Below are 13,736 nucleotides of genomic sequence, written 5' to 3'. Positions count from 1 at the left end.
TACGGGCGTGACCCGGACCGTGCCCTGACGGCACGGTCCGGTCGCGCCTTCTCAGACGTTGACGCCGAAGTCCTGCGCGATGCCGCGCAGCCCGGAGGCGTAGCCCTGCCCGATGGCGCGGAACTTCCACTCCGCCCCGTTGCGGTACAGCTCGCCGAAGACCATGGCGGTCTCCGTCGAGGCGTCCTCACTCAGGTCGTAACGCGCCAGCTCGCTGTTGTCGGCCTGGTTGACCACGCGGATGTACGCGTTGCGCACCTGGCCGAAGCTCTGCTGACGGGTCTCGGCCTCGTAGATCGAAACCGGGAAGACGATCTTGTCGACACCGGCCGGCACACCGGCCAGGTTCACCTTGATGACCTCGTCGTCGCCCTCGCCCTCACCGGTGAGGTTGTCACCGGTGTGCTCGACGGAACCGTCGGGGCTCTTGAGATTGTTGAAGAAGACGAAGTTACCGTCGCTGTCGACCTTGCCCTGGGTGTTGGTCAGCAGGGCGCTGGCGTCGAGGTCGAAGTCACCACCTGTGGTGGTGCGTGCGTCCCAGCCGAGACCGACGATGACCGCCGTCAGGTTGGGCGCGGCCTTGGTCAGCGAGACGTTGCCGCCCTTGCTGAGGCTGACTCCCACGAGTCCTCCCATTGGTTTCCTTGGGGGCCGGCAGATGCCGGCGCCTCCACGTTGCGTTGGCATCCGATCAACGACTGGATCCTAGTGACCGGTTCCCGGCCAAAGCAGGCTTTTGACCGGGGCGCCCGCAGATCCCGTGGCGACCGGCTCAGATTGTGTCGAGCGCCTTGATGTAGTCGTTGAGGTCGCGCGCGTCGGGCAGCCCGTTGACGACGGTCCAGCGCACCACGCCCTCCTTGTCGATGATGAAGGTGCCGCGCACCGCGCAGCCCTTCTCCTCGTCGAAGACGCCGTACGCCCGCGAGGTCGCGCCGTGCGGCCAGAAGTCCGAGACCAGCGGGTACTCAAGACCTTCCTGCTCGGCGAAGACGCGCAGGGTGTGGATGGAGTCGTTGGAGACGGCGAGCAGCTGCGTGTCGTCGTTCTCGAACTTCGGCAGTTCGTCGCGGAGCGCGCAGAGCTCACCCGTGCAGACGCCGGTGAAGGCGAACGGGTAGAACAGCAGCACGACATTCTTCTCGCCGCGGAAGTCGGAGAGCTTCACGGTCCGGCCGTGGTTGTCCTTCAGCTCGAAATCCGGGGCCTGGGTGCCGACCTCGATCGCCATGAGACGCGTCCCTTCGCTACGTTCACCGGGCTGGGCTGTCCGGGTGGCCCCCAGCCTACGCAGAGCCCGCAGCAGGCCATGCGACGCCCGTGCGACGGCACCCCGCGCACCGGCCGCGCCCAGCGCCGCCACCCGCGCGCACCCCGCGCAGCCGACGCCACCGCACACCCACCCACGCACCCGCGTACCGAGCGCTCGCCACGCGCCCCGCCGTACGCGAAGGTGCCTCGCGGCCCCACGAAGAAGGCCCCCGGCGGTTCGTGCGCGCATGGTTCATGCGTGCATGCCGTCGGGGGCCTTCAGGTCTCGTGCGTGGCGAATGCGGTTCAGCGCTTGGCCCGGGCCGCCTTCGGTGTGACCAGACGGCTGCCCGTCCAGTCCTTGCCCGCACTGATGGTCTTGGTCTGGGAGAGACCGGCTGTCTGCGCAGCCTCGTTGATGTCGCTGGGTTCGACGTATCCATCACGGCCGGTCTTGGGCGTCATCAGCCAGACCGCGCCGCCCTCCTCGATCAGACCAATGGCATCCACCAGCGCGTCCGTAAGGTCGCCGTCCTCGTCGCGGAACCACAGCAGGACGACGTCTGCGACGTCGTCGTAGTCCTCGTCGACGAGATCCTGGCCGATTGTGGCCTCAATGCCCTCACGGAGCTCCAGCTCGACGTCGTCGTCGTAGCCGATCTCCTGGACCACTTGTCCGGGCTCGAACCCCAGGCGTGCCGCCGGGTTGGTCCGCTCCTCCGCGTGGTCCGCGGTCGCGCTCACGGGTTGCCTCCTGATCATGTTTCGGAAAATGCTTCAGCCACGCGCGTGCGCGGGGCGTTGGCCGTAGTCCACACGGGAGCGGCGGATCGCGCAAGTACCCAGCGTGCGAGACCGCCTAAACGGTGACGTTCCCTGCCACGTCGCCGCACTGTCGGCAGGTCCCCGCGGAGCCCGCTACCGTCACACCCTTTACGTCCTTCCACAGCTTATGCCGTTTCGGTCCGCCATTCGGAGTCGAACATCCTTTGGGAACGCTTGGACGGGTTGGGCGTATGGTGGCGGTTTGGACCGGCGCATCCCCGCACCATGGACGCGATGCGCCGCAACATGACGGTTACCGCTCGGTAGAGATGACGTTTACGCCCCCGCGGTACACGATGGTGATGGCGTACTCGCATGCATCCCGGGGGCATGTTCTCCCGTGACCAGGCCCCGTAGAGCAGCACCTAATAGCGAAGGAACAGCGTGGCTTCCGGATCCGATCGCAACCCGATCATCATTGGCGGCCTGCCGAGCCAGGTCCCGGACTTCGATCCCGAAGAGACCCAGGAATGGCTCGACTCACTCGACGCGGCTGTCGACGAGCGCGGCCGTGAGCGGGCCCGTTACCTGATGCTCCGGCTGATCGAGCGCGCGCGAGAGAAGCGCGTCGCCGTGCCGGAGATGCGCAGCACGGACTACGTGAACACGATCGCCACGAAGGACGAGCCGTTCTTCCCCGGCGACGAGGAGATCGAGCGCAAGGTCCTCAACGCGACCCGCTGGAACGCGGCCGTGATGGTGTCGCGCGCCCAGCGTCCGGGGATCGGCGTCGGCGGCCACATCGCCACCTTCGCTTCCTCGGCCTCGCTGTACGACGTGGGCTTCAACCACTTCTTCCGAGGCAAGGACGACGGTCTGGGCGGCGACCAGATCTTCTTCCAGGGGCACGCCTCCCCGGGCATCTACGCCCGCGCCTTCCTGCTCGACCGGCTGAGCGAGGCGCAGCTCGACGCCTTCCGCCAGGAGAAGTCGAAGGCGCCGAACGGACTGTCCAGCTACCCGCACCCGCGGCTGATGCCGGACTTCTGGGAGTTCCCGACCGTCTCGATGGGCCTCGGCCCGCTCGGCGCGATCTACCAGGCCCGGATGAACCGCTACATGGAGGCGCGCGGCATCGCCGACACCTCCCGGTCGCACGTCTGGGCGTATCTGGGCGACGGCGAGATGGACGAGCCCGAGTCGCTGGGCCAGCTCTCCATCGCCGCCCGTGAGGGCCTGGACAACCTGACCTTCGTGGTCAACTGCAACCTCCAGCGCCTCGACGGCCCGGTGCGCGGCAACGGCAAGATCATCCAGGAGCTGGAGTCGCAGTTCCGCGGCGCCGGGTGGAATGTCATCAAGCTGGTCTGGGACCGGTCCTGGGATCCGCTGCTCGCCCAGGACCGCACGGGCATCCTGGTCAACAAGCTGAACACCACGCCGGACGGCCAGTTCCAGACGTACGCCACCGAGTCCGGCGCGTACATCCGTGAGCACTTCTTCGGGGACGACGCGCGGCTGCGCGACATGGTCAAGGACATGACCGACGACCAGATCCTGCACCTGGGCCGTGGCGGTCACGACCACAGGAAGGTCTACGCGGCCTACGCGGCGGCCAAGGCCCACAAGGGCCAGCCGACGGTGATCCTCGCGCAGACGGTCAAGGGCTGGACGCTGGGGCCGAACTTCGAGGGCCGCAACGCCACCCACCAGATGAAGAAGCTCACGGTCGAGGACCTCAAGCGGTTCCGCGACCGGCTGCACATCCCGATCACGGACAAGCAGCTGGACGAGGGCTACCCGCCGTACTACCACCCGGGTCGCGACTCGGAGGAGATCCAGTACATGCACGACCGCCGCAAGGGTCTGGGTGGTTACGTCCCGACCCGTGTGGTGCGCGCGAAGCCGCTGGTCCTCCCCGAGGACAAGACGTACGCGACCGCGAAGAAGGGGTCGGGTCAGCAGTCGATCGCCACGACCATGGCGTTCGTCCGCATCCTGAAGGACCTCATGCGGGACAAGGAGATCGGCAAGCGTTTCGTGCTGATCGCACCCGATGAGTACCGCACCTTCGGCATGGACGCGTTCTTCCCGAGCGCGAAGATCTACAACCCGCTGGGGCAGCAGTACGAGGCGGTGGACCGCGATCTGCTGCTCGCGTACAAGGAGTCGCCGACGGGGCAGATGCTGCACGACGGCATCTCCGAGGCCGGCTGCACGGCCTCGCTGATCGCCGCCGGCTCGGCGTACGCCACGCACGGCGAGCCGCTGATCCCGGTGTACGTCTTCTACTCGATGTTCGGTTTCCAGCGCACCGGAGACCAGTTCTGGCAGATGGCCGACCAGCTCGCGCGCGGCTTCGTGCTGGGTGCCACCGCCGGTCGTACGACGCTGACCGGTGAGGGGCTCCAGCACGCGGACGGCCACTCGCAGCTGCTCGCCTCGACGAACCCGGGCTGCGTGGCGTACGACCCGGCCTTCAGCTACGAGATCGCGCACATCGTCAAGGACGGTCTGCGCCGGATGTACGGCGGAACCCCCGAGGAGAACGAGGACGTCTTCTACTACCTCACCGTCTACAACGAGCCGATCCAGCACCCGGCCGAGCCCGAGAACGTGGACGTCGAAGGCATCCTCAAGGGCGTGTACCGCTACCGGAGCGCCGAGCGGGGCGAGATCCCGGCCCAGATCCTGGCGTCCGGCGTGGCGGTCCCGTGGGCGGTGGAGGCCCAGCGCATCCTCGCCGACGAGTGGAACGTCCGGGCGGACGTCTGGTCGGCGACCTCCTGGAACGAGCTGCGCCGCGAGGCTGTGGACGTGGAGCGGTACAACCTGCTGCACCCGGAGGAGGAGCAGCGCGTCCCGTACGTCACGCGGAAGCTCTCCGGCTCCGAGGGTCCGTTCGTGGCGGTCTCGGACTGGATGCGGTCCGTACCGGACCAGATCGCGCGCTGGGTGCCCGGTGCGTACCAGTCACTGGGCGCGGACGGCTTCGGCTTCGCCGACACCCGGGGCGCGGCGCGCAGGTTCTTCCACATCGACGCGCAGTCGATCGTCCTCGCGGTGCTCACCGAGCTCGCGAAGGAGGGCCGGATCGACCGTTCGCTGCTGAAGACGGCGATCGACCGGTACGAACTGCTCGATGTGACCGCGGCCGACCCGGGCGCGGCCGGCGGCGAAGCGTAACGGCACGAACCGCACGACGGCGCGACGGCACAGCCGCACGTCGGCGCGACGGCACAGCCGGGCGGCAACACGCCTGCACGACCGCACGACCGCACAGCCAGACGGCAACACGCCTGCACGGCAGTCGAGGGGCGGCGGGATCTTCTGATCCCGCCGCCCCTCGGCGTATCCGGTCAGTTCTCCCAGACCTTGAAGGCCCGTACCTGGTACGGGGACCGGGGCACCCAGGTGCCGCCGCCCGGATAGGTCTCGAACTCGCCGGTCTCGGCGCACTCGGCGGACTGGTAGGTGGTGACGGGCCTGCCGGTGCGGTTGGCGAGCGCCTGGATCTTGCGGCCCGCGGGCAGCGGCACACAGCTCTCGATGTCGATCGTGGACAGCTCATGGATCTGCCGGGCGCCGGTGAAGTCCGGCTTGTCCCAGAGACAGAGCTGACCGCTTCCGCAGTTCCCGAGGCGCGCGGGTGCGGGGTGAGCGGCGGCCCGCGGGCCTGCGGAATGCGCCGCGGTCGGCGGGATCGCGGAGTGGGCGGCGGCCTGCGGAATCAGGGCGCAGGCGGCCAGGGCGGTGGCGAGAACGGTCATACGCATGGACATGGACATGGACCCCCGTGGTCGTGCGAATCAATCGGTTGCACGCACCCTGACCTGTGCGGCAAGGCCCGGGAAAGAGGTCACGGAGCACACCACCCTGATAGGCGACAGCCCCGCCGGAACCATCCGGCGGGGCTGTCGTCCGCACTGTGTTGACGCCGGGAAGGCGCCGCGGCGGACGGGTCAGATGTGGCCCATGCCCGCGCCTGCCTCGGCGTTCTCACCGCGCTTGGTGAGCATGGCGACCAGCGCCGCGACCACCGCGACGATGCCGGCGACCATGAACGCCGTGCTCATGCCCGACACGAACGTGTCATGGGCGACGCCCGCGATCTGTGCCGCGACCTCCGGCGGAGTGCCGCCGGCCACCGGCGCCACGCCGACCTCGACGGCCGAGGACGCGGCGTCCAGTTGCTCCGGCGCGAGCGGCGGAAGCTTCGCGTCCGCCCAGTTGTCGGCGAGCTTCGCGTCGACCTGGGAGGCCATGATGGCGCCCAGCACCGCCGTACCGAGGCTGCCGCCGACCTGCATGGCCGCCTGCTGCAGACCGCCCGCCACGCCGGAGAGCTCCATCGGGGCGTTGCCGACGATGACCTCGGTGGCGCCGACCATCACCGGGGCGAGGCCGAGGCCGAGCAGACCGAACCAGATGGACATGGTCAGGGTGCTGGTGCCGAGGTCCAGCTGGGACATGCCGAACATGGCGACCGCGGTGCACACCATGCCGCCGACCAGCGGAACCCGCGGCCCGAACCTGGTGATCATGAAGCCGGCGAGCGGCGAGGCGATGATCATCATCCCGGTCAGCGGCAGCAGGCGCAGACCGCTGTCGACGGGACTCAGACCGTGGACGTTCTGGAGGTAGAACGTGACGAAGAACAGCCCGCCGATGAAGGCGAAGGCCATCAGCGTCATCAGGACCGTGCCCGCGGACAGCGGTACGGAGCGGAACATCGCCAGCGGGATCAGCGGCTCCCTGACGTTCTTCTGGGAGACGGCGAACACCACGAACAGGGCCACGGCGGCGCCCAGGAAGCCGAGCGTCTTGTAGTCGCCCCAGCCCCATTCGGAGCCCTTGATGAGTGCCCAGACCAGGCAGAACATCGCCTGGGACAACAGCACGATGCCGCCGACGTCGAAGGAGCGCGGCGCGTTCTCGGCGCGGTGGTCCTTCAGGATCACCAGGCCCATCAGGAGCGCGAGCACACCGACCGGGACATTGATGAAGAAGACCGACTGCCAGCTGACGTGCTCGACGAGCAGACCGCCGAGGATCGGACCGCCCGCGGTCGACGCGCCGATCACCATGCCCCAGATGCCGATCGCCATGTTCAGCTTCTCGGCCGGGAAGGTGGCGCGCAGCAGGCCGAGCGCGGCGGGCATCAGCAGCGCGCCGAAGAGGCCCTGGAGCACCCGGAACACGATCACGAGCGCGACACTGTCGAAGAGGCCGATGGCCCCCGATGCCGCGGCGAAGCCCACGACACCGATGAGGAAGGTCTGGCGGTGGCCGAACCGGTCACCGAGCTTGCCCGCGGTGATCAGGGAGACCGCGAGGGCGAGCATGTAGCCGTTGGTGATCCACTGGACATCGGCGAGCGAGGCGCCCAGGTCCTTCTGGATGGCGGGGTTGGCGATCGCGACGATCGTGCCGTCGAGCGCGACCATCATCACGCCGATGGCCACGGAGAAGAGCGTCAGCCAAGGGTGGCCGCGCAGCCCCTTGGCAGGTGCGGGCAGGGCGGTGTCCTGCGGCTCCCGCGACGCCTTGTCGACGGTGGTCTGACTAGTCATACCGTTGACACTAGTGTCAGTCGCTGACAGTTGACCAACCATTTCATAAGACGGTAACTGTCATGTAGCTCACAGGTACGCTGAGCCGCACAAAGCAGAAGAAGAGGGCCATTTCAGTGACCGATGGGCAGCGGGTCGTGTATCCGACCGGACTGTGTGGACGTCCGTCGGGGCCGCGCACACGTCCCACCGGTCTGCGTGAACGGAAGAAGCGGCGCACCCGGGACGCCCTGCTGCGCGCCGCCCTCGAACTTTTCACCACCCAGGGCTACGAGGAGACGACCGTCGACGAGATCGTCGACGCCGTCGAGGTCTCCCAGCGCACCTTCTTCCGCTACTTCGCCAGCAAGGAGGAAGCCGCCTTCGCCATCCAGGAGATGGTGGAGTCGCACTTCCTCTCGGAGCTGCGGCGGCGGCCCGCCGACGAAGCCCCGTTCGAGGCCCTGCGCAGAGCGGTCCTCTGCGCGTGGAACGGCATCGGCGAGGCGATCGAGGCGGTCATCACGGTCGATCTCCACATGCGTACGTACCAGATGATCGAGTCGACGCCGTCGCTGCTCGCCACCCACCTGCGGCGCAGCATGGACCTGGAGAACCAGATCGCGCTGCTGATCGCCGAGCGCGAGGGGCTCGACGTGGCGACGGACCCCCGTCCGAGGGTCGCCGTGGCCGCGTTCTCCGGAGTGATGCGGGTGACCGGCCAGCTCTGGGGGCAGGGGCGGGACATCAGCGTGGACGCGTTGCGCGCGCTGACCGAGGCGTATCTCGACCAGCTCGGACCGGCCCTGGCCGGGAACTGGCGCACGGAGAACGGCCCTGGGCCCGGGTGACGCCCTGGAGAGTCCGTCCGATGTGCGGCACACCTCATCGCCGCGGCGTGACCGACCGCACAACAGCCTTGCTTCGATGGCCATATGCGACGCTCCGGGGCATCGTGCGCGCGTGAGCGCGCGCCTGAGTGTGCGTGGCGCACCAACACAGCGTGAAACGCGGGGCTTTGAATTCCCGTCTGCCGAGTGATGTGCGTCACCCTCCTCACGGCTCTCCGGGTACGTCTCCTAATGTGGGCGGAAGTGACTTCCTTCGACTCCTCCCCCACGCTGACCGTATGGCGCGCCCTGCTCGCCGTCGCGGTGGTGTTCGTGATGCTGGCGACCACCGGCTGGACCGCCGTACGTCATCAGCACTCCGACGAGCCGCGCGCCCTCGCACTCGCTTCCTGGGCACGGGGACACGTGGCGGGGCGTCCGCTGCCCGACGCCGACGCGCCGCCGCAGCGCCTGGCGCAGTTCTTCGTCACGCTCACGGCCGCGCAGCGCACCGCCCTGGCCGACAAGTACCCCTTGGTCGTGGGCAATATGAACGGCGCCCCGGTCACCCTGCGCTACCAGGCCAACCGACGGGCCCTGGCGCAGGCGAAGGCGGTCGAGCGGCGGCGCACGCACGACGCCAGGCTCTCCCCCGACGGGCGCGCCGAGGCGCTCCGCCGGTTGAACCGCTTCCGGTCGATGCTCGCCGAGGGACGCCACTTCCTCGCCTTCGACCCGTCCGGAAAGGGCCGCGCCGCAGAGGTGTTCGGCGATCTGGACCGGGCCGAGCGGGTCTCCGTGATCGTTCCCGGTGTCGACACCAGTCTGCTGACGCTGGAACGGGACGCGCCCAAGGTGAACACCGCCCCGGTCGGTATGGCGAAGTCGCTGTACGCGGCGGAGCGCGCCGCGCGCCCCGGCACCCGTACCGCCGTCATCGCCTGGGCCGACTACACGACGCCCGCCGGCATCGGCATGGACGCGGCGCTGGGGAACCTCGCGGAGCGCGGGGCGGTGCGACTGAACGCGCTGGTGGGCGCGTTGCCCGGGTACGCCCCGGTCTCGCTGTTCTGCCACAGCTACGGTTCGGTGCTGTGCGGTGTCGCCGCGGACGAACTGCCCTCCAGGGTCACCGACATCGCGGTCGCGGGCAGCCCCGGCATGCGGGTGGAGAACGCCGCGCAACTGCACACCGGGGCCAGGGTGTGGGCGATGCGGGACCACGGCGACTGGATCGAGGACGTACCGAACCTGGAGCTCGGCGGTCTCGGCCACGGGGCCGACCCGGTCGACCCGGGCTTCGGCGCACGCGTCGTCTCGGCGTCCGACGCGGTCGGGCACAGCGGCTATTTCGAGCCGGGCACCGAGAGCCTCAGCAACTTCGCCGCGATCGGCGTGGGGGCCTACGCGTCGGTGAGCTGTGCGCGCTCCGACCGTGCCTGCCACCACGGCGTCACCGACAGCCAGGGCATCTGACAAGGCGGCGAGCCGCGCATCGGGGCTCGGACCGAGGGGGGACGGAGCAGGCAAGTGCCGCATACGATGAGGCACATGGGTGATGTGCTGGCCGGAATTCATGCCACCTGGGAGTTCGACACCGACTCCGTGCTCATCCGCTTCGAACGGGGAATACGCACACCGAAGCTCTTCCAGAGCCTGCGTGAGCGCCGCGTCCCGCACACGGCGCTGTCGTCGGTGACGCTGACCCCGGGCAAGCGGGGCACGGTGGTCCTGCACGCCGTGCCGAGGCCGGGTGCCGACCCGCTCCTGGAGGCCGCGGCCGGACAGCTGAAGGACGGCAGCGACCCGTACCGGCTGGTGCTCCCCGCCGAGCGCGAGACGCTCGCCGAGTACTACGCCGACGAACTGCGCGCCCTGCTCGGCCCCGACGCCGCGGAGCCCGCCGACCGGTTCCTGGTCGCGGCCCCCGAAGCACCGATGCAGTTCAAGGCGTACGACGGCCGGGCCGGCTTCGACGGGGAACGGGTCTCCTTCCGCTGGTTCTGGACGGGCGCCTCCACGGCGAAGTGGAAGGCCGGCGACCAGACGTTCCCGGTGTCGGAGCTGAGCGGCGTCGAGTGGCGTTCGCCGGAAGCCTTCGAGGGCTATCTGCGGCTGGTGCCGAGGGGCCTGGAGTGCACAACTCCCCGTCCGGTTCCCGGGAGCGGTCTCGGCCCGGGTACGGAACCGGTCGCGGAGCTCGGCACGGACACGGTGCTCAGTGCCCGACCGGTGGGCCCCCGCCCCGCCCGGGCCGATCAGGACCCGGCCGCGGTGGTCTTCGGTCTCGGCTACGGCCCGGTGCACGAATCGCTGCCGTTCGCCGCCGCCGTTCTGGAGTCCGTACGCAGAAAGCACTCGGCTTCCGCTGCGTCGGCCGCCGTGGTGACGAGCGCTGTGCGGCGCGATCCCGCGGACATCGCGGAGCGGATCCGGCACCTCGGCGAGCTGCATCAGGCGGGTCTGGTGACGGACGACGAGTTCCGCGCGAAGAAGGCCCAACTGCTCGCCGAGCTGTAGCGGTAGCAGTAGCTGGAGGTGACGGGCGGCTGGAGGTATCGGGGCAGTCGGAGGCGTCAGGACGACTGAAGGCGTCGGGGTAGCTGAAGGCGTCGGGCCGGTAGTACTCCCGTACGGAAGCGCGGCGGCGGATCGAAACCCGGGTATGACGTCCTCGGGCCGGTCCGCTCCCTACGCTGATCGGGTCATGACCAGTTCCCCGCCGCACCAGCCGCCCGCGCCGGACGAGCCTCCCGCACCGCAGGGGCCGCCTCCGCCGCCCCGGGCGCCCCGGCCGTCCACTCCACCCCAGGCGCCGCCCGTCGCCGACGGTCTCGTGAGCGCCGCGCGACGCCATCTGCGCGAGTTCGCTCGCGGGCTCACGCATCCGTCCCACCCCTCGACGCCCCTTCTGGCAACGGCGCCGAGGCAGTGGCAGCGGCAGCTGCCGTACGTGGTGGTCCTCGCGCTCGTCGCGCTCTTCGTCCCGGTCACGATCGCTGTCCTGACCGATCAGTACGAGGTGGGCGGGGGTGTGGCGGGAGCACTCGCCGTCGCGCAGGCCGGTCCGCTGCTGATGCTGGCGCACCGGCCGCTCCAGGCCTGGTGGATCGTCTTCCTCGCCGACGTCCTGGGCGCGTTCGTGCTGCTCCGGTATCCGGCCCACTCGTACGACGTCTGGCCGTGGCCCCCACCCACGCTGATCGGCTACCTCTTCCTGCTGCTCGCGCTGGCCCTGCGCGAGACCCGGCGGACCCTGGTCGCGGTCTGGGCGGCGACGGGTGCGGCGGGCCTGGTCCTGCACCTGGTCTCGCCGGGCCGCAGCAACGGCAGCGCGCTGCTGCTGGTGATCCTCGGCACCGTGGTCCTCGTGATCGGCGCGGCGCTGCGGGAACGGGGCGACGCACAGCGCCGGCTCGCCGAGCAGGAGACCATCAGCGAGGCCGAGCGGGCGCGGCGGACGCTGCTGGAGGAGCGCACCAGGATCGCCCGTGAGCTGCACGACGTGGTCGCGCACCACATGTCCGTGATCACGGTCCAGGCCGATTCCGCGCCCTACCGGATCAGCGGGCTGCCCGAGGAGGCGCGCGCGGAGTTCGGGGCGATCGCGGCGAGCGCGCGGGAGTCCCTGGCGGAGATGCGGCGCCTGCTGACGGTACTGCGCAGCGACGGCACGGAGGGCGAGCGGGCGCCGCAGCCGGGGCTCGACCGGGTGCAGCAGCTGGTGGAGGCGACGGTGCGGGCCGGGGTGCCGGCCGAGCTGTCGCTGGCCGCCGACCTGCCGGACGTACCGCAGGCCGTGGACCTGTCGGCGTACCGGATCGTGCAGGAGGCGCTGGCGAACGTGATCCGGCACGCGCCCGGTGCGCGGACCCGGGTGTCGGTGACGTCCGACGGTGAGCAGCTGACCGTTCTGGTGGTCAACGGCCGGGCGGAGCGGCCCGGTTCGCCGCTGGAGACGAGCGGGACCGGGCACGGACTGGTCGGCATGCGGGAACGCGTACGGTTGACGGGCGGCACGCTGGACACCGGCCCGCTGCCCGACGGCGGTTTCCGGGTGGCCGCGCGGCTGCCGCTCACCGCCGCAACGCACCCGGACTCGGTCCCGGCCTCGGAGGCATCTTGACCATCAGCGTGATCATCGTCGACGACCAGGCCATGGTGCGGGCGGGGTTCGCGGCACTGCTCGCGGCGCAGAGCGACATCGACGTGGTCGGTGAGGCGCCGAACGGGCGGCAGGGCATCGAGGTCAGCAGGAAGGTCCGTCCGGACGTGGTCCTGATGGATGTCCGGATGCCCGAGATGGACGGCCTGGCGGCGGCCCGCGAGCTGCTGCACCCGCCCGCGGGGGTGGTGCACCTGCCCAAGGTCCTGATGCTGACGACGTTCGACGTGGACGACTACGTGTACGAGGCGCTGCGCGCCGGGGCGTCCGGTTTCCTGCTGAAGGACGCGCCGCCGGCGGATCTGATCGCGGCGGTACGGGTGGTCGCGGCGGGTGAGGCGCTGCTCGCCCCGTCCGTGACACGGCGCCTCATCGCGGACTTCGCCCGGCAGGGGCCGTCCGGGGCCACCCGGAGCGGGCAGGCGCTGCGGCTGAAGGGACTGACGCCGCGCGAGACGGAGGTACTGGAGCTGATCGCGCGCGGGCTCTCCAACCAGGAGATAGCAAGGAGCCTGGTACTGGCCGAGCAGACGGTGAAGACGCACATCGGGCGGGTGCTGGCCAAGCTGGATCTGCGGGACCGCGCACAGGCGGTGATCTTCGCCTACGAGGCGGGGTTGGTGGTGCCGGGCGAGGGGTGAGGGTGCCTGCCCTCTGCCCTGCGCCGGAGGGTCCGCGGGTGCGTGCCGCTGATGCCCAGTGCGTGTCACGGCGCGGGCAGCGCCCCCGGCCTCCGGCGCGGGCGCCTGTTCGATCGCCGCCCGTTCGCGTCCCCCGTCCGGGCGTGCCGTTGGAGCTGGACGAGGCGAAGAGGGACGAGGAGCGGCCGGGGCGACGTGGACCTCGGTACGGGGGGTGTCGACGGTGCAGCCCGCCCGGCTGAGGCGCTGTCAGAGGTGGCTGACACGCTGGGCGGCATGACAATCATGGACCGCTGGCACGAACAGGTGGCTACCGCTGGGGGAGCACGGGCGAGGAGACCTGGCTGCTGCTCGCTCAGGCCCAGTACCCGACCGGCGACCACGACGGCGACATGCATACCATCGCCTCCTGGCTCATCCGCCGCGCGGACCTGGAGGCGGAGGACTTCGGCAACGTCAAGGTGACGCTGGCGCACCTCTTCTGACCCGGCCGGGACCGGAGCGGACGGCGGACGCTGCCCGCCCGCGG

At 69.9% G+C, this 13,736-nt stretch carries 11 protein-coding genes; 6 read left to right on the top strand and 5 right to left on the bottom strand.

Features of this window, described 5'->3' with window-relative positions; all coding sequences use genetic code 11:
- Positions 1-51: 51 nt before the first annotated feature.
- From ACFVUT_RS25690 to ACFVUT_RS25680, 3 genes are all read right to left on the bottom strand, one after another.
- A complete protein-coding gene (locus ACFVUT_RS25690; RefSeq protein ID WP_389654414.1) occupies positions 52-627 on the bottom strand; it encodes a TerD family protein in 576 nt (191 codons plus the stop codon).
- 148 nt (positions 628-775) lie between these two features.
- Positions 776-1,234, bottom strand: coding sequence for a peroxiredoxin (locus ACFVUT_RS25685; RefSeq protein WP_389654245.1), 459 nt, complete (start codon positions 1,232-1,234; stop codon positions 776-778).
- 326 nt (positions 1,235-1,560) lie between these two features.
- The gene (locus tag ACFVUT_RS25680; RefSeq protein WP_389654243.1) at positions 1,561-1,998 is read right to left on the bottom strand and encodes a DUF3052 domain-containing protein; all 438 of its coding nucleotides are present in this window, start codon (positions 1,996-1,998) and stop codon (positions 1,561-1,563) included.
- Between the two features lie 465 nt (positions 1,999-2,463).
- Between ACFVUT_RS25680 and aceE the strand changes: the two genes are divergently transcribed.
- The gene (gene aceE, locus ACFVUT_RS25675) at positions 2,464-5,205 is read left to right on the top strand and encodes a pyruvate dehydrogenase (acetyl-transferring), homodimeric type (protein WP_389654241.1); all 2,742 of its coding nucleotides are present in this window, start codon (positions 2,464-2,466) and stop codon (positions 5,203-5,205) included.
- Between the two features lie 173 nt (positions 5,206-5,378).
- On the opposite strand, the gene ACFVUT_RS25670 is transcribed toward aceE, so the two are convergent.
- Positions 5,379-5,795: a peptidase inhibitor family I36 protein gene (locus ACFVUT_RS25670; protein ID WP_389654412.1), complete on the bottom strand. Its 417-nt coding sequence runs from the start codon at positions 5,793-5,795 to the stop codon at positions 5,379-5,381.
- Positions 5,796-5,981: 186 nt separating this feature from the next.
- Positions 5,982-7,592, bottom strand: coding sequence for an MFS transporter (locus tag ACFVUT_RS25665; protein WP_389654239.1), 1,611 nt, complete (start codon positions 7,590-7,592; stop codon positions 5,982-5,984).
- 152 nt (positions 7,593-7,744) lie between these two features.
- Here ACFVUT_RS25665 and ACFVUT_RS25660 point away from each other — a divergent pair, with 152 nt between their 5' ends.
- The 5 genes from ACFVUT_RS25660 to ACFVUT_RS25640 all read left to right on the top strand — a co-directional run bounded on the left by ACFVUT_RS25660 (position 7,745) and on the right by ACFVUT_RS25640 (position 13,207).
- A complete protein-coding gene (locus ACFVUT_RS25660) occupies positions 7,745-8,422 on the top strand; it encodes a TetR family transcriptional regulator (protein ID WP_389654410.1) in 678 nt (225 codons plus the stop codon).
- Positions 8,423-8,665: 243 nt separating this feature from the next.
- Positions 8,666-9,877 carry an alpha/beta hydrolase gene (locus ACFVUT_RS25655; RefSeq protein WP_389654237.1) on the top strand — a complete coding sequence of 404 codons (1,212 nt, stop codon included), beginning with the start codon at positions 8,666-8,668 and terminating at the stop codon, positions 9,875-9,877.
- 75 nt (positions 9,878-9,952) lie between these two features.
- Positions 9,953-10,921 (top strand): DUF4429 domain-containing protein, encoded by a 969-nt coding sequence (locus ACFVUT_RS25650; protein ID WP_389654236.1) that lies wholly within the window; start codon positions 9,953-9,955, stop codon positions 10,919-10,921.
- A gap of 187 nt (positions 10,922-11,108) precedes the next feature.
- Positions 11,109-12,527 carry a sensor histidine kinase gene (locus ACFVUT_RS25645; RefSeq protein ID WP_389654234.1) on the top strand — a complete coding sequence of 473 codons (1,419 nt, stop codon included), beginning with the start codon at positions 11,109-11,111 and terminating at the stop codon, positions 12,525-12,527.
- The gene (locus ACFVUT_RS25640; RefSeq protein WP_389654232.1) at positions 12,524-13,207 is read left to right on the top strand and encodes a response regulator; all 684 of its coding nucleotides are present in this window, start codon (positions 12,524-12,526) and stop codon (positions 13,205-13,207) included. The genes ACFVUT_RS25645 and ACFVUT_RS25640 overlap by 4 nt, the downstream gene beginning before the upstream one ends.
- The last annotated feature ends 529 nt before the right edge of the window (positions 13,208-13,736 follow it).

Origin of the sequence: Streptomyces sp. NPDC058051 (genome assembly GCF_042885475.1) — a bacterium.
GTDB lineage: Bacteria > Actinomycetota > Actinomycetes > Streptomycetales > Streptomycetaceae > Streptomyces.
The sequence above is the reverse complement of the archived record's forward strand: the minus strand, read 5'-3'. Positions and strand labels throughout refer to the sequence as shown.

Bases quoted from the DNA above. Each gene is read 5' to 3' on its own strand.
- ACFVUT_RS25685 (WP_389654245.1), bottom strand. From the start codon at position 1,234: ATGGCGATCGAGGTCGGCACCCAGGCCCCGGATTTCGAGCTGAAGGAC.
- ACFVUT_RS25670 (WP_389654412.1), bottom strand. From the start codon at position 5,795: ATGCGTATGACCGTTCTCGCCACCGCCCTGGCCGCCTGCGCCCTGATT.
- ACFVUT_RS25665 (WP_389654239.1), bottom strand. From the start codon at position 7,592: ATGACTAGTCAGACCACCGTCGACAAGGCGTCGCGGGAGCCGCAGGAC.
- ACFVUT_RS25650 (WP_389654236.1), top strand. From the start codon at position 9,953: ATGGGTGATGTGCTGGCCGGAATTCATGCCACCTGGGAGTTCGACACC.
- ACFVUT_RS25645 (WP_389654234.1), top strand. From the start codon at position 11,109: ATGACCAGTTCCCCGCCGCACCAGCCGCCCGCGCCGGACGAGCCTCCC.